At 66.7% G+C, this 13,630-nt stretch carries 15 protein-coding genes; 10 read left to right on the top strand and 5 right to left on the bottom strand.

Annotated elements, in window-relative coordinates; all coding sequences use genetic code 11:
* Positions 1-57 precede the first annotated feature (57 nt).
* The gene (locus J7E45_RS13995; RefSeq protein WP_215070073.1) at positions 58-1,170 is read right to left on the bottom strand and encodes an MBL fold metallo-hydrolase; all 1,113 of its coding nucleotides are present in this window, start codon (positions 1,168-1,170) and stop codon (positions 58-60) included.
* A 273-nt stretch (positions 1,171-1,443) separates the two neighbouring features.
* On the opposite strand from J7E45_RS13995, the gene J7E45_RS13990 reads away from it, so the two are divergent.
* On the top strand, positions 1,444-2,226 hold the full coding sequence (locus J7E45_RS13990) for a CPBP family intramembrane glutamic endopeptidase (RefSeq protein WP_251054264.1): 783 nt from the start codon (positions 1,444-1,446) through the stop codon (positions 2,224-2,226).
* Positions 2,227-2,242: 16 nt separating this feature from the next.
* Here the strand turns inward: J7E45_RS13990 and J7E45_RS13985 are convergent, their stop codons facing one another.
* The 4 genes from J7E45_RS13985 to J7E45_RS13970 form a co-directional block, all read right to left on the bottom strand.
* The gene (locus tag J7E45_RS13985; RefSeq protein ID WP_215070071.1) at positions 2,243-2,764 is read right to left on the bottom strand and encodes a hypothetical protein; all 522 of its coding nucleotides are present in this window, start codon (positions 2,762-2,764) and stop codon (positions 2,243-2,245) included.
* A gap of 70 nt (positions 2,765-2,834) precedes the next feature.
* Positions 2,835-3,893, bottom strand: a complete 1,059-nt coding sequence (locus J7E45_RS13980; RefSeq protein ID WP_215070069.1) for a hypothetical protein — start codon at positions 3,891-3,893, stop codon at positions 2,835-2,837.
* A 13-nt stretch (positions 3,894-3,906) separates the two neighbouring features.
* The gene (locus tag J7E45_RS13975; RefSeq protein WP_215070067.1) at positions 3,907-4,533 is read right to left on the bottom strand and encodes a DUF4304 domain-containing protein; all 627 of its coding nucleotides are present in this window, start codon (positions 4,531-4,533) and stop codon (positions 3,907-3,909) included.
* A 4-nt stretch (positions 4,534-4,537) separates the two neighbouring features.
* Positions 4,538-5,116 (bottom strand): hypothetical protein, encoded by a 579-nt coding sequence (locus tag J7E45_RS13970; protein ID WP_215070065.1) that lies wholly within the window; start codon positions 5,114-5,116, stop codon positions 4,538-4,540.
* A gap of 137 nt (positions 5,117-5,253) precedes the next feature.
* On the opposite strand from J7E45_RS13970, the gene J7E45_RS13965 reads away from it, so the two are divergent.
* The 9 genes from J7E45_RS13965 (at position 5,254) to J7E45_RS13925 (ending at position 13,612) form a co-directional block, all read left to right on the top strand.
* Positions 5,254-5,973: a hypothetical protein gene (locus tag J7E45_RS13965; protein WP_091029880.1), complete on the top strand. Its 720-nt coding sequence runs from the start codon at positions 5,254-5,256 to the stop codon at positions 5,971-5,973.
* 60 nt (positions 5,974-6,033) lie between these two features.
* Complete coding sequence (locus J7E45_RS13960; RefSeq protein WP_215070064.1) at positions 6,034-6,768, top strand: ABC transporter ATP-binding protein; 735 nt, start codon at positions 6,034-6,036, stop codon at positions 6,766-6,768.
* Positions 6,765-8,105 (top strand): permease, encoded by a 1,341-nt coding sequence (locus J7E45_RS13955; RefSeq protein WP_215070063.1) that lies wholly within the window; start codon positions 6,765-6,767, stop codon positions 8,103-8,105. The genes J7E45_RS13960 and J7E45_RS13955 overlap by 4 nt, the downstream gene beginning before the upstream one ends.
* A gap of 127 nt (positions 8,106-8,232) precedes the next feature.
* Positions 8,233-9,141: an ABC transporter ATP-binding protein gene (locus tag J7E45_RS13950; RefSeq protein ID WP_215070062.1), complete on the top strand. Its 909-nt coding sequence runs from the start codon at positions 8,233-8,235 to the stop codon at positions 9,139-9,141.
* Positions 9,142-9,166: 25 nt separating this feature from the next.
* Positions 9,167-9,970 (top strand): ABC transporter permease, encoded by an 804-nt coding sequence (locus J7E45_RS13945; protein WP_215070061.1) that lies wholly within the window; start codon positions 9,167-9,169, stop codon positions 9,968-9,970.
* A gap of 71 nt (positions 9,971-10,041) precedes the next feature.
* The gene (locus J7E45_RS13940) at positions 10,042-11,205 is read left to right on the top strand and encodes a histidine kinase (protein WP_215070060.1); all 1,164 of its coding nucleotides are present in this window, start codon (positions 10,042-10,044) and stop codon (positions 11,203-11,205) included.
* A complete protein-coding gene (locus tag J7E45_RS13935) occupies positions 11,202-11,864 on the top strand; it encodes a response regulator transcription factor (protein ID WP_215070059.1) in 663 nt (220 codons plus the stop codon). The genes J7E45_RS13940 and J7E45_RS13935 overlap by 4 nt, the downstream gene beginning before the upstream one ends.
* A 106-nt stretch (positions 11,865-11,970) precedes the next feature.
* On the top strand, positions 11,971-12,435 hold the full coding sequence (locus J7E45_RS13930) for a hypothetical protein (protein ID WP_215070057.1): 465 nt from the start codon (positions 11,971-11,973) through the stop codon (positions 12,433-12,435).
* A 115-nt stretch (positions 12,436-12,550) separates the two neighbouring features.
* The gene (locus J7E45_RS13925) at positions 12,551-13,612 is read left to right on the top strand and encodes an acyltransferase (protein ID WP_215070056.1); all 1,062 of its coding nucleotides are present in this window, start codon (positions 12,551-12,553) and stop codon (positions 13,610-13,612) included.
* Positions 13,613-13,630 lie beyond the last annotated feature (18 nt).

Genomic DNA, 13,630 nt, shown 5'->3' with positions numbered 1-13,630 from the left:
ACCGACGTCGATGAAGCAGCAGTCAACAACGCCAATGCGCCTCGCCTGGATGCTGAGTTAGCGTCTTCGCCGCCCCACACCGATCTCGTCGCCGTCACGGCCGACGATGACCTCGTCGGAGAATCCTCTGCGCGCGTTGCGCTTCCACACGGAGTCGCGGACGTCGCTGATCCCGGCAGGCACCAGGTGGTTGAGCACGAGGGTCGTCACCCCGGCTGCCGCTGCCACCCCGCCGACGACGTGTGAGGCGGTGTGGGTCCGGGAGAACGTCTCCGCCAGTCGCGGATTGATCGCGGTGAAGTAGTCGTGATCGTAGACCTCATGCACGAGCACGTCCGCACCACGGGCGAGACGTATGAGGTTGTCGCAGGGGGCGGTGTCGCCGCTGACGACGACGGAACCGTCGGCCGTATCGAAGCGAAAGGCGAACGATGGAAAGACGGGCGGGTGGTCGACGAGGATCGCCGTCACCTTCACGAATCCGTCATCCATGATCTGTATCGGCTCCATCGCGGGGACGCGGTTGGCGGCACCGGCGTCGATGCCGGCGAGGGCGATGTCATGGGGCTTGAGGATCTCCCAGATGTCGGGAGTCCGACTCTCCGTCATTCGCGTGTTGAGGTCATAGGCGGTCCCCGCCACGGATGACGTGAGGAAGTCCGTCAGCCCGGGTGTGGGATCGTCCGGGTTCTGGACCTTCGCGCCCGGCGCCTGCGGAGGCTTGTCCGCGCGCCCGGGACCATAGATGTCGACCGGACCGGTGATCTTGCCTCGCGCGCCCTGGGCACCGTAGTTGAGCCAGAACAGGTTGTACAGTTCGGCGATGTGGTCCGAATGCAGGTGGGTCACGAACACGGAGCGGATCTGCTCCATCGTCAGCCCAGCGTTTGCGTAGGCGGTCACCCCGCTGGGACCGAGATCCACGATGTAGGCACGATCTTCGACCACAATCACTGTGCAGATGCCCAGCCTGCCCGCCTGAGGGGGCGGCCCACCGGCTGTCCCCGCGAGCACGACGCGCGTCCGATGGTTCCGGTCCTTCCTCTGCGGGCTCGCCGACGCGGTGTCGGACCCGAAGGCAAGACCGGCCGCACCGACGCCGGCGCCGGTGAGCAACGTCCGCCTGCTCAGCCGCGCGCCTTCGCCTCCACCATCACTCGGACCACTCATGGTTACCTCCCGACGTCGTCAGCGATAGGCACCAGCCTGACCGCACGACCTCAGGGTAGGAGCGGGCGCAGGACACAGACGAATGCCTATTTCGGGCTCTGCCATGTCTTGACCGCTTCGCATCTGGAGCGTACAGAGACACTGAGCACCCCGACACCCGCGGAGCGCTGACAAGCCCTGACGTCAGTGGGTGATTCCCGCAGGTGTGCACACGTCGGCGCACCGCGCTAGGTTGAGCAGTCGAACCACTCCCTGACCGGAAGGCAACAGCACATGCGCGTCACCCCTCGCGTCTGGATCGGCTTGGCGATCTACGTCGGTTACGTCGTCGTCATCTTCGTCGTGTCGAAGCTGAGCGGGGTGGCATACACCGACATCGGAAAGTCTGCCGAGTTCACCTGGCGCGGCGCGGTGCTCGATCTCGCTGTCGGCGCTGTCCTTCTCGCGATCACCACCTGGGCGTTGGGGTGGTGGAAGCCTGCACTGTTCGAGCGGAAGCGATCGCACCACAAGTGGCCGATCTTCGTTCCCGCGCTGATGCTCGTCGTCGCTGTGGTGAACCTGTTCAGCACCGACTGGTCCCAGTTCGACGCGTCATTCCTCCTGTCCCTGCTCGCCCTCGGGGTCGCCGTCGGATTCTGCGAAGAACTGATGTCGCGAGGGCTCCTGCTGACAGCGTTCCGTTCACGCCTATCCGAGGTCTGGGTCTGGCTGCTCACGTCGATCCTCTTCGGCGCGATGCACCTGCTCAACGCCGCACTCGGAGCCCCGCTCCTGGGCACACTCGGGCAAGTGGTGATCGCCGCCATGTCCGGCACCTGCTTCTACATCGTGCGACGGGTCACGGGCTCTCTCATCTGGGCCATGGCGCTGCACGGACTGTGGGACGTGTCCGTCTTCGCCGTCGGCTTCGCACCCCTCAACGGCGCCGGGGCGAGCATCCTGGCGCCCGTCATCGGCATCCTCGCTGTCGTCGTCGTCCACTGGGTGATCAAGGGAACAGACGAGAGGCCGGTCGAGGCCGAGACCACCGCGCCGGCACCCGCACAGGCCTAGCCCGCCAGCTCGAGCGTCAGAGGTGCTGCTCCATCCGCGCGGTGAGGTTCGCACGATGTTCTTCGAACCGGCGGCTGGTCTCGAGCGTGCTGATCCCCTCGCCTGCCGGCGTGAGGAGATCGAGATCGTCGCGCGCGAAAAGCACGTCGTAGAAGGGCGCGAGCTCTTCGTCGGAGTACTTGTGCAGCCCCGCGAGCGTCTGCAGCGGCGTGCCCCAGCGGGCGGCGTTGGCATTCACGTCTGCCCCACCCTCCAGGAGTCGCTCGACGAGCGGCACCTCGCCGGCGAAATCGTGGGAGGTCTGGGAGAAGAGGATGTGCAGCGTCGAATACCCTTCCGGCGCGACGACTGCTCCCGCATCCGCCCCGTCGTCGAGCAGCCGATTCGAGATCGCGATGCGGGCGTCGAGGTGGCGGTTTCCGAGCGCACGATGCAGGAGAGTCAGCCCGGTGGAGCCGACAGCGTGAGCGTCTCCGTCGTAGAGGGCGACGAAGTCCTCGTAGGAACCTGACTTCGCTGATCCGTATGCGCTGGGCATCATCCATCTCCTATCTGGCCGTGTTCTATCTGACTGTGTTCCCACCATAGGTCGAGGCTGCGACGACCCCTCAACTCGCGATGCGGCCACCCAGTGCGGGGCGTCGGGCCCACTTCATCCGCAGCCGCTGCATGGCCGTCACCGCGTCGGCGCGCGCGGCCCCGTACGTCGAGGTTTCGACGAACCACGGCTCGATCGTGAACATGTCGCCCTGCCAGCGGAAGCCGAGGCCGGTCATCGAGAGGCCGAGGATCTGGGCGAACTCCGCGGCCGCGTCGTCCAGAGCCTGTCTCGACATGACGGCATCCGCGGGTCCGATGCGCTCGAGAACAGCGGTGAAGGCGGGCCAGGCCTCATCGAATCCTCGCAACCACACCGGGTCGGTACCGACCTCGCTCCGGAGATCGCGACCGGGGACGACGGCGTCCCGGGCGGCGGCATACGCGAGTCCGCGCCACCCGATCAGCACAGAACTCGTCACCTCGAACACCAGCCGGTCGACGGAGCGATGACCTTGGTACGTGGCGACAGCTGTATCGAGGTTGGCCTGCAGGTCGGCGATGACCGCGGCCGGCTCCCACACCGGCTCGCCACGGCGGAACTCTTCACCGACACTGATCTCTGCCCGGTACTCCTCGATGATCGCTGCAGCTCCGCCCACGAGATTGAGATCACGGAAGCTCGCGGTCGCATCAGGCTGGTAGACCTGTCGGTTCTGGTGCATGACGACGTGCTGCGTTTCGTGCACGAGCACGCGCCTGGCGATCAGTTCGTTGACCTCGGTCTGGTCGCGGTCGAGATCATTGCGGAAGTGGTGCGCGTGGAGCAGCACGACGGCGCGGCCGTCCGGCAGCCGGATCGTCTTCCCTGCGGAGAGTCCCGCACCGTGCTCGACGGTATGGATTCCCGCGGTGTCCTTCTCGGGAGACCAGCGCGCCACCGAACCGGCCATGTATCCGGTCACCACCAACTGCACGCGTGAAGGATCCGGAACAGCGCGGTCGAGGTGCGCCCAGCACCACGCGAGCGTCGTCGGCACCGACGGAGGCTCGAGCGTGACATCGACCAGCTCGAGATCGACGCCCTCGATCAGCAGCTCGACCAGCGGCTGCGGCGTGCTGTCCGTCATCCGATCGCGCCGGTCACGGGGTGGCGAGCCAGCTTCGCCAGGGCGTTTCCGGGGAGATGTGCGCGGCGACGGCGTCGAGCATCCCCGCGAGTTTCTCCCACCGCCGCTGTGCGCCGAAGTACTCGTGGAGTCCGGTGACGAAGGCCTGTGCGCGGTCCAGCTGATCGTGCTGCAGATACCACGCGAAAACGCCCTCGAAAACGGAGAGCTTCTTCCCGGAGAGATAGTCGACGGCATCGGCCGTCGTCGTGAACTCGTTCATCCTGCCGAGCAACGCGTCGATACCGCGAACCCCCACCGCACCGATGTCGGCCGGGTCGGATTCCTGCGTGATGGCGATCGCCTCGGGGAGGCTCCGATCGACGTTGTGAGGGCGGAACATGAAATTACTCGGGCGTGGCCTACTATCCACCCCGACCAGGAGTTCGTGGATTGCCGGCAGGTGGATGATGCCGTTGAGGTACACGAAGCCTTGCGCCCCGCCGACGCGACTGCGCTGAATCTCCACTGTCTGGACCGCCTCACCGACCGAACGTCGGAACTTGGTGGTCCCGTCCGCTTCGAACCCCTTCTCCAGGAGATACGGCTTCAGGGTGTCTTTCACAGCGCTGGTGATGATGTCGGCGGGCCTCATGCTCATCCACCTACTCTTTCGCTGTGGTCTCGGGAGCCTGCTGGCCGCGCTCTGCGAGGTAGGCGGCCGCACGGCGCTTCAGGTCGGAACGATGCGGTTCGCGCATGAGCTGGATGCTCTCGTACACCGAGCGACCATCCTTCGCCGTTGCCAGCAGATCGAGGTGCGGCTGTTCGAAGAACACGTCGTAGAACGGTGCCAGCGTGGCATCCGAGAACTTCGCCTGACGGGCGATCGTGAGCAGCGGAGTGCGGAACCGACCGGAGAAGTGATTGATGTCGGCTCCCGCCTCGATGAGCCGGCGCAGCAACGGCACCTCCGCCGGCACGTCGTGGTCACCCCGGCCGAGCAGGGCGTGCAGCACGGTATTCCGCTCGCCACCGACCCCGGAGAGGGCGGTGGCATCGGCCCCCTCATCGAGCAGGAACGAACTGATCGCCACGCGTGCCGAGAGGTCACCGTTGGTCAGAGCGCGGTGCAGCAGGGTCTGCCCGTCACCGAAGTCACGCCCGGCGTCGCCCGGCTGGAATGCGGCGACGAACTCGTCGAACGAGGCGTTCGCCGCGAGGAACCACACGTCGGTGCTCATGCGGCATCGCCTTCGATCTGGCTGTGGGAGACACGGAAACGGGGATGCATGCGCACCACGCTAGCCGACCACCTCGAGGGCCCGAACCTCATCCCGTGGTTGGTGTTCGCATGAGCCGCGTTGGATACCGTGGAGTCATGAGCGATGCGAAGAAGACGACCGGCGTCATCGCGGGACGAGCAACGACAGGAGCGGCGGCGATCGCCGTCGCCGTGCTTCTGGCCGGCTGTTCTCCCTCGGCGCCGACCAGCGAAACCACCCCGACCGCGAGCGTCGAGGAGCGGTATCAGGAACAACTGGCCGAGCAGCGTCTCGAGTCTCTCGTCGACCCGATATCTCCGCTTCCGGCCGCGGCGCCGACGACGCCCGCCGGCACCACGCTCGGTGACGGCGAATGGGCTGTCGTCGGTCGGGAGTGGGCCTCGGACCAGACCACGATGACCGTCGGGGTCGTGCCCATCTCGGCGACGCCGGGCGACCTCGAGGCGGACTTCGCCTACGTCCCCGATGACGAGCGGGCGAAGCTCGGCGACGTCACGCCGCTCTACGTCGACTATCAATACGCGCTCCTCGAGGGCGAGCGCATGTATCCGGCGGTGACTGCGGTCCAGCTGGTCCTGTCCGATGGCTCCCTCGCCGACATCCCGATCATCGTCGGCGGCCTCGGCCCGTCGCAGACCGACGCGTTCTGCGCACGGGAACCGGCGGCGTCGGACTTCCCGCAGGAAGTCGGCGATGTCTACCAGGGGTGCAAGATCTTCCTCATCCCGAAGGGCCTCGATGCCGTCAGCGTGCAGTGGGGCGGCGAAGGGGTCTACACCACCGAAGGCGTGCGCTGGCCGATCCCGGCCGCATGATCCCTGACCTCATCCCGTGGTTGGTGTTCGCGTGATCCGGCGCGTTCTAGCGTCGGCTTCATGCACGCATCAGATCACGCGAACACCGTCGGCAGCCAGGAACGGAAAGCACGCCTCCGTGCGACCAACCTGACCCATCACTACGGTTCGACGGTCGCGCTCGACCGGGTGTCGCTGACGATCCTCGACGGCGAAGCCGTGGCGATCATGGGGGCATCCGGATCGGGAAAGAGCACGCTGCTCCTCGTGCTGGCCGGGGTCATCCGCCCCGACTCCGGCACGGTGATGCTGCACACCGAACAGGGCGCGGTGGATGTGGCGGCGATGGCGGATCGTGAGCGCTCTGCCCTGCGGTTGACGGAATTCGGTTTCGTCTTCCAGGACGGAATGCTCATTCCGGAGTTGACCGCCGCAGAGAATGTGTCTCTACCTCTGCTGTTGAACGGCGCGGGGCGGGCGGAGGCCGAGCGGACCGCCGAGAGTCTGCTCGCGGAGCTGGGCCTGGGCGGCATGGAAGACCGACGAATCGGTCAACTCTCCGGCGGACAGGCGCAGCGGGTCGCCATCGCCCGCGCACGCGCGACCAACGCACGCGTGATCTTCGCCGACGAACCGACCGGGGCGCTCGATTCGCGCACGGCGTCGGATGTTCTCGGGGTACTTCTGGCGGCGACATCGGGGCAGGGGCGATCCCTGGTCGTGGTGACGCATGACGAGGATGTCGCCGCGCGGTGCGATCGGGTGGTGCGCCTCCGCGACGGACGAATCGATGCCGCCAAGGAGGCGTCCCGATGAGACTGCGGGCGCTGGCCGTTCTCGTGCGTCCCTCCCGCGGCGACGCTTCCGCCGTGACGCTGCCGGTGGTGGCCTTCGCGATCATCGGGGCGGTGACCTATCTTGCTGCAGCCTTGGCGAGGTTGTTCTGGATGGCGTCGGATGACGGTTTCGGCCAGTACAACATCTTGGCGGTGGCCATGGTCGCCGTGCTGGTGGTGCCCGCCGGCACTCTGGGGACATCGGCGGCTCAGCTTTCCGCCCGTCGAAGGGAAGATCGTCTGGCGGTGCTGCGTCTGCTGGGCGCGTCATCGACGTGGGTCCGTGGGTTCGCCGTGATCGAGGCGTCTCTTCTCGCTGCGGCTGGGGCGATCGCCGGCCTGCTCGGCTATGCCGTTCTCGTCCCCGCCCTCACCTTGGTGCCGATCGCCGGGGAGCGCCTCGCTCTCTCCGAGGTGTGGCTCCCGGCGTGGACACTCGGCATTCTGGCCTGCGCTCTCACAGCCGTGGCGGCGATCAGTGCCGCGGTCGGGCTGCGCCGCGTGATCATCTCGCCTCTGGGAGTTCGGATGCGGACGGATGCTCCGCGTCTCCACTGGGTCCGGTTGGTGACGGGCGCCGTCGTGCTCGCCGGTGGCGTCACTCTGATGCAGGTCACGTCGGTGAGCTGGGGCGCTGTGGGGATCACCGCGGCGATCGTGGTCGTGCTCGTGGCCGTCATGGCTGTTCTCAATCTCGTAGGGCCGTTCCTGATCGGCGGGGCCGCACGGCGGAAGCTCGCTCGTGTCCGGACGGCCGACGACCTGATCGCAGCTCGCGGCGTGCTGGAGTCTCCGGCAGCGGCGTGGCGATGGGTGTCCGGGGTGGGATTGGCGAGCTTCATCGCGGTTCCGGCAGGATCGGTTCTGGGCTTCCTCGACATGGTGCAGAACGGCGACACCGTCCTCGCAGCGGACCAGCTGGTGTTCTTCGCCGACATCCGCACGGTCGTCATCGCCGCGGTGGCGGTGTCGTATCTGCTCGTGGCATGCACGGTCGGCATCACTCAGGCGGCGTCCGTGCTGGAACGTCGCGCCCTCTACGTCAGCCTCGACCGGCTGGGCATGCCGCCACGGGTGATGAATCGCTCCCGACGTCTCGCCGTGGCCTCTCCGCTGCTCGTCGCGGCGGTCTTCCCGGCCGTGGCCGCATGCGTCCTGTTCGCACCGGTGGTCGCACTGTCGGTCTTCACCGCGCCCCTGTTCATCGTGACCGTCATCGCGTGCATCGCGCTCGGCGTTCTGCTCGTGCAGCTCGGGGTCGTCGCGACGGCTCCCCTGCTGCGGCGCGTCCTCGCTGAGCCCGACCGGGCTCTGTAGGCCCTCCTCCGGACGCCCCCATCCGTCGGTGGACCTCGAAGATCAACCCCTGGTTGGCGGGCGGGCGGAGTGCGAATTTCTAGCCTGGAAACAGGTCAGCGATGGACGCTGGATCGAAGGAGACGCAATGACGATCGAGGTTCAGAATCTCAGCAAACGGTACGGCGATCGCTATGCCGTGCGAGACGTGTCGTTCACGGTTCAGCCGGGTGCGGTCACGGGCTTTCTCGGGCCGAACGGGGCGGGTAAGTCGACCACGATGCGCTCGATCGTCGGACTCGACCGCCCGTCTTCGGGGCAGGCACTGATCGACGGGAAACAGTACGCCTCCTACCGAGCACCATTGCAGCAGGTCGGCGCGCTGCTCGACGCGAGATCGGCCCACAAGTCCCGCACGGCCGTGAACTACCTGGCCTCGATCGCGGCCACCCACCACATCCCGAGGGCCAGGGTCGATGAGGTGCTCGACGCGACCGGACTGACATCGGTGGCGAAGAAGAAGGTGGGCGGGTTCTCGCTGGGCATGGGCCAGCGGCTCGGCATCGCCGCCGCACTGCTGGGCGACCCGTCGACGTTGATCCTCGACGAACCCGTGAACGGTCTCGACCCCGAAGGCGTCACCTGGGTGCGGACCCTGCTCGGTGATCTCGCCGCTGAGGGGCGCACCGTGTTCCTCTCGTCGCACCTGCTCAGCGAGCTCGCACTGATCGCGGACCACGTCATCATCATCGGACGCGGCGAGATCATCGCGGACTCACCGATCGACGCCCTCACGGCGGGCGGGCAGACCAGAGTGCGGGTGCGCACCACGGAAACCGCCGCGTTGAGCAACCGGATCGCGAACGCCGGCGTCACGGTCACCTCTTCGGAGCTGGAGCTCTTGGAGATCGACGGACTCACCGCGGAGGAGATCGCTCGGGCAGCGCGCGAAGCCGGCATCCTCCTGACGGAGCTGACGCCTGTACGCCAGACCCTCGAAGACGCCTACAACGCGCTGACCCGAGACGCCGTCGAGTATGCCTCGACCGGGCTCTGAGATCAGCACCGCAGAAAGGACCATGATGACCACTCTCACCGAGCCGGTGAAAGCCACCGGAAGAAATGCCGACCTCCCCGGCGCGATCCGTTCGGAATGGATCAAGTTCCGAGGCCTCACCTCGAACTTCGCCCTGGCCGGATTCACCCTGCTGCTGCTCATCGCGAACGGGATCGCGATGCCGTTGGCCTATGTGTTCCGTGACCGCGGTTCGCCCAAGGCCGACTACGAGGCCTACGCGGAGATGATCGTCGACAAGACCGGATACGTCGGCGTCGTCCTCGCGGTCCTCGCCGCACTGATGGTGACCAACGAGTACCGCTCGGGTCAGATCAAGACGACGCTCCTGTCGGTCCCCCAGCGGGTTCCGGCGCTGGTGTCGAAGGCCACGATCATCGCCGCCGTGTCCTTCGTGATCGGCGTGGTCAGCTCGAGCATCGGATTCGCGATCGCGCCGACCATCCTCGCCGGCGGTGGCTACAGCTATCCGCTGGATACCGCTGATGCGATCCGCCTCATCCTCGGATCGGGGCTCTACCTGGCGACGCTGAGCATCATCGGCATCGCCGTCGGCTCGCTCATCAGAAACGTGGTCGCGGCCGTCCTGACGACCATCGTGTTCCTGGTCATCGTGCCGGTGATCCCGCAGATGTTCTCCGAATACGGCACCGAGATCACCCGATTCTTCCCGATCGAGTCCGGGTCGCTCCTTCTGGCGCCCCTCGGAACCGACCCGATGGGACCCTGGGGCGGCTATCTCGTACTCTTGGCCTGGAGCGTCGTCCTGTTCACCGCAGCCGCGATCGTGCTCAGACGCCGGGACGCATGACCGCATGCGGGCGGCGGTCCGAGCTCCGGGCCGCCGCCCCGATGCCGCAGAAGGAACAGCACGCAGGACGGATGCTCGAGAAGATGCGCTGGTTCACATCACACCCGTTCGTCGTCGACGTGCTGGTGGTGATCGCCGCCGTCGCTCTGCAGGTTCTCGCCTTCGCCCTGGCCGGGCAGGGTCCGCTCTGGCCCGGCGCCCTGATCGCCGTCGTCTCATCCGTACCGCTGTTCTGGCGTCGCCGATCACCGTTGCTCGCACTCTGCGCGACCGTGTGCGTCGGCGCCGTCGCCGTATGGGTGCTCCCCGGCGTCGGGGCACTGAGCTTCCCGTTCGCGTTCACGCTCTACACCGTCGCCGCCACTCGCCCCTTTCCGCGCGCTGCACTCGGATACGCGATCGGCGTCTGCCTTCCTGCGCTGAGTGCCTTCGCGCTCTTCCTGACGAACGGGCAGACGTTCTCACCGCTCTTCCTCGACCCGCTCGCACTCGTCGCGCTGTCGCTGGGGCTCGCCGGGAGGAACCGCCGGCAACGTCAGGAGTCACACGCGGCGCTCGTGGAACAGCGACTGGAGAACGCGCGGGTCAGCGAACGGAACCGGATCACCGCCGAGATGCACGACGTCGTCGCCCACTCGATCTCGATCATGATCGCCCTCGCGGACGGCGCATCGACCGGGTGGCAGAAGCATCCCGACCGCTCTGCAACCGCGCTGCGGAACCTGAGCGACGTCGGAAGAACCGCGCTCAGCGACATGCGCCGCATCCTCCACCTGCTCCGCGATGACGACGCCGGCCTCGCAGAAGCACTGCATCATTCCGGCCACAACCTCCCCGACCTGGAAGAACTCGTCGACGTCTTCCGCGCTGCGGGACTCCCCGTGCACCTGGTCCGCGTTGGAAGCGCCGTCCCGCACGACCCCACCCTGGCGACCACCGTCTACCGAATAGTCCAAGAAGCCCTGACGAACGCGCTGCGCTATGCCGAAGGAGCCACCCGGGTCGAGGTGCGACTCGAGTCGGACGGGTCCGAGATCGCGCTCAGGATCACCGACGACGGACACGCGCCCGCAGCCGGGGCACCGAGCCAGGGCAGCGGCAGAGGGCTCCGCGGCGTCGCAGAACGTGCCGCCACGTATTCGGGCACCAGCTCCAGCGGACGACTCCCCGCCGGCGGGTGGCGCACGACCGCGACCCTGTTCATCGACGACGAAAGCCGAGCCGATCCCTCATGACTCCGCCACCGATCCGCGTCCTGGTCGTCGACGACCAGCCCCTCGTGCGCATGGGCAACGCCCTCGTGCTCGACAGTACCGACGACATCGACGTCATCGCCGAAGTCGGCAGCGGCGAAGAGGCCGTCGCCCTGGCAGCGGAGTTGCACCCCGACGTCGTGCTCATGGACGTGCGCATGCCCGGCATCGGTGGCATCGAAGCCACCCGACGGATCACGACCGAAGACTCCCGCATCAAAGTCATCGTCTTCACGACCTTCGACATAGACGAGTACGCCTTCGGCGGGCTCCATGCGGGTGCGAGTGCCTTCCTCCTCAAGAGCGCCACGCCCGAAACACTCACCGCGGCCGTCCGCACCGTCGCCGCGGGCGACAGTGTCGTCGAACCGCGCATCACGACACAACTCATCGACCACTACGTGAAGCGCGACGCGACTCCGGTCACCGGCAGCCCGCCCTCACCCCTCGACCGTCTCACTCCTCGCGAATACGACGTCTTCCTCGCGATCGCCACAGGGCTCTCCAATCCAGAGATCAGTGCGCGCCTGCACCTCACTCCGGCGACGGTGAAGTCCCACGTCAACCGCGTCTTCGCCAAGCTCTACCTCAGAGATCGCGTGCACGCGGTCATCCTCGCGTACAAGCTCGAGGTGCTGTGAGGTCGTCTGTCAGGAACCAGCAGGTACGGCAAAGCACCGCGGACGCGCTGCCATAGTGGCGCCAACCGGCACCAATCGACGCCGGTTGGACCGGAGGAAATCTGCAATGATTCGTCGTTCTCGGAAACTCGCCGCCGCCGCCATCACCGGCGCGGTCGCCGCATCGCTGCTCTTCGCGGCACCGGCCATGGCTGAAGGCAGTCGCTCGAGCTCCATCCCCGCTCCGGGATGGACGGTTGGCACTCGATCCAGCACCTGGGCCGATTCGAACGGGGACTCCGCGGCAACGCGCGTGCGCCTGACATCGATTCAGCTCTATGTGCCGAACACCCCGATCTCCTGGACCAACATCAGTTCCACCCAGTTGCAGTTGCTCAAAGACGTGTGGGGAACGGGATGGGTGTCGCAGGGAAACAGAACAGCTGCACCGGGCGCGAACCAAGACTGGGGCGATGTCGCCGCAGGGACATACCGATTCCAGTACAACGGCGGCACACCGGCCGGCCAGTCGTTCAAGGGGTCGGGCTCCGGAGTGTGGATCATCGCCGGCGGGGCGAACATCTCCTGGTAGTCACGGCACGGGCTCCTCGCCCGACGGTGGCCGAGACGGCCGCCTCACTGTGAGACCCGTTCGACGGGGGTCACGCGTTGCCGCGCGTGACCCCCGTCCGAAAGCGGAAGAACATATGTCTGATGCCAAGAGCAACGCTGCAACGCACCGGAACAACTTCGACGCGATCCGGCTCATCGCCGCGCTGATCGTTCTCGTCTTCCACGCCTGGCCCCTCGGCGGTTGGGGCAGCGCGCCACGGATGATGGGCTGGCCCGTCTACACGGTCGCCGTGTTCGTGTTCTTCGCCGTGAGCGGTCAGCTCATCACGCAGAGCTGGTTCCGAGACCCGAGGGTCATTCCCTATGTCGTCAGGCGTGCCGGGCGCATCTTTCCTGCGCTGGCCGTGGTCGTCGTCGCGACGATCTTCGTCATCGGCCCGCTCTTCTCGAGCCTGACCACCACCCGGTACTTCAGTGACACCTCGACGTGGCAGTACTTGTGGAATCTTCTCCTGATCGCCCAGTACCCCCTGCCCGGTGTCTTCATCGACAACCCGTCGGATGCCGTGAACGGTTCGTTGTGGAGCCTCGGCCCCGAGGTCGCGTGCTACCTAGGCGTCATGCTCATCGGCGCACTGGCGTTCCGGCTTTCGACGCCTTGGCGAACCGCAAGCACGGTTCTCATCGGCGCGTCGCTGCTGATCGGCTGCGTCGCCACAGCGGGCGACGGATCCCTGCGCGCGTTGAACATCACGTTCACCGCGATGATGATGTTCTTCGTCGGCGGCGTCTACGAGAGGTGGGGAGTGCGCCGATCGCACGCGCTCGCCGGATGCCTCGTGGTTGCGCTGATGATCGTCGGGCTTGTGGGAGACGAGTGGGTCGGGCGAGCTCTCCTCGTCGTGGCCCTTCCCTATCTGACGAGATACGTCGGCGGGGGTTCGACCCCGCTGCTGCGCGATGCAGCCCGCTTCGGCGACTACTCCTATGGCATCTATCTGTGGGGCTTCCTGATCCTGCAGGCCGTGATAGCCACGGTCCCTGCCGGTCAGCCCTGGCTGGTACTCATCTGTGCGGTGCCGCTCACCCTCCTGGCGGCGGGGACATCATGGTGGGTCGTCGAACGCCCGATGATGGCGCTGGCACGGAACCGGAGCGCGAAGCGCGTCCCCTCCTTCGCGCTGGTTGGGACATGAGCTCAGGCATGGTCGCGG

Origin of the sequence: Microbacterium sp. ISL-59 (assembly GCF_018613945.1) — a bacterium.
Classification (GTDB): Bacteria; Actinomycetota; Actinomycetes; order Actinomycetales; family Microbacteriaceae; genus Microbacterium; species Microbacterium oxydans_B.
The sequence above is the reverse complement of the archived record's forward strand: the minus strand, read 5'-3'. Positions and strand labels throughout refer to the sequence as shown.

Coding starts and splice junctions, on each gene's coding strand:
- J7E45_RS13960 (WP_215070064.1), top strand. CDS start 6,034: ATGCACGCATCAGATCACGCGAACACCGTCGGCAGCCAGGAACGGAAA.
- J7E45_RS13950 (WP_215070062.1), top strand. CDS start 8,233: ATGACGATCGAGGTTCAGAATCTCAGCAAACGGTACGGCGATCGCTAT.
- J7E45_RS13985 (WP_215070071.1), bottom strand. CDS start 2,764: ATGCCCAGCGCATACGGATCAGCGAAGTCAGGTTCCTACGAGGACTTC.
- J7E45_RS13970 (WP_215070065.1), bottom strand. CDS start 5,116: ATGAGCACCGACGTGTGGTTCCTCGCGGCGAACGCCTCGTTCGACGAG.
- J7E45_RS13965 (WP_091029880.1), top strand. CDS start 5,254: ATGAGCGATGCGAAGAAGACGACCGGCGTCATCGCGGGACGAGCAACG.
- J7E45_RS13995 (WP_215070073.1), bottom strand. CDS start 1,170: ATGAGTGGTCCGAGTGATGGTGGAGGCGAAGGCGCGCGGCTGAGCAGG.
- J7E45_RS13930 (WP_215070057.1), top strand. CDS start 11,971: ATGATTCGTCGTTCTCGGAAACTCGCCGCCGCCGCCATCACCGGCGCG.
- J7E45_RS13940 (WP_215070060.1), top strand. CDS start 10,042: ATGCTCGAGAAGATGCGCTGGTTCACATCACACCCGTTCGTCGTCGAC.
- J7E45_RS13945 (WP_215070061.1), top strand. CDS start 9,167: ATGACCACTCTCACCGAGCCGGTGAAAGCCACCGGAAGAAATGCCGAC.
- J7E45_RS13975 (WP_215070067.1), bottom strand. CDS start 4,533: ATGAGCATGAGGCCCGCCGACATCATCACCAGCGCTGTGAAAGACACC.
- J7E45_RS13935 (WP_215070059.1), top strand. CDS start 11,202: ATGACTCCGCCACCGATCCGCGTCCTGGTCGTCGACGACCAGCCCCTC.
- J7E45_RS13980 (WP_215070069.1), bottom strand. CDS start 3,893: ATGACGGACAGCACGCCGCAGCCGCTGGTCGAGCTGCTGATCGAGGGC.
- J7E45_RS13955 (WP_215070063.1), top strand. CDS start 6,765: ATGAGACTGCGGGCGCTGGCCGTTCTCGTGCGTCCCTCCCGCGGCGAC.
- J7E45_RS13925 (WP_215070056.1), top strand. CDS start 12,551: ATGTCTGATGCCAAGAGCAACGCTGCAACGCACCGGAACAACTTCGAC.
- J7E45_RS13990 (WP_251054264.1), top strand. CDS start 1,444: ATGCGCGTCACCCCTCGCGTCTGGATCGGCTTGGCGATCTACGTCGGT.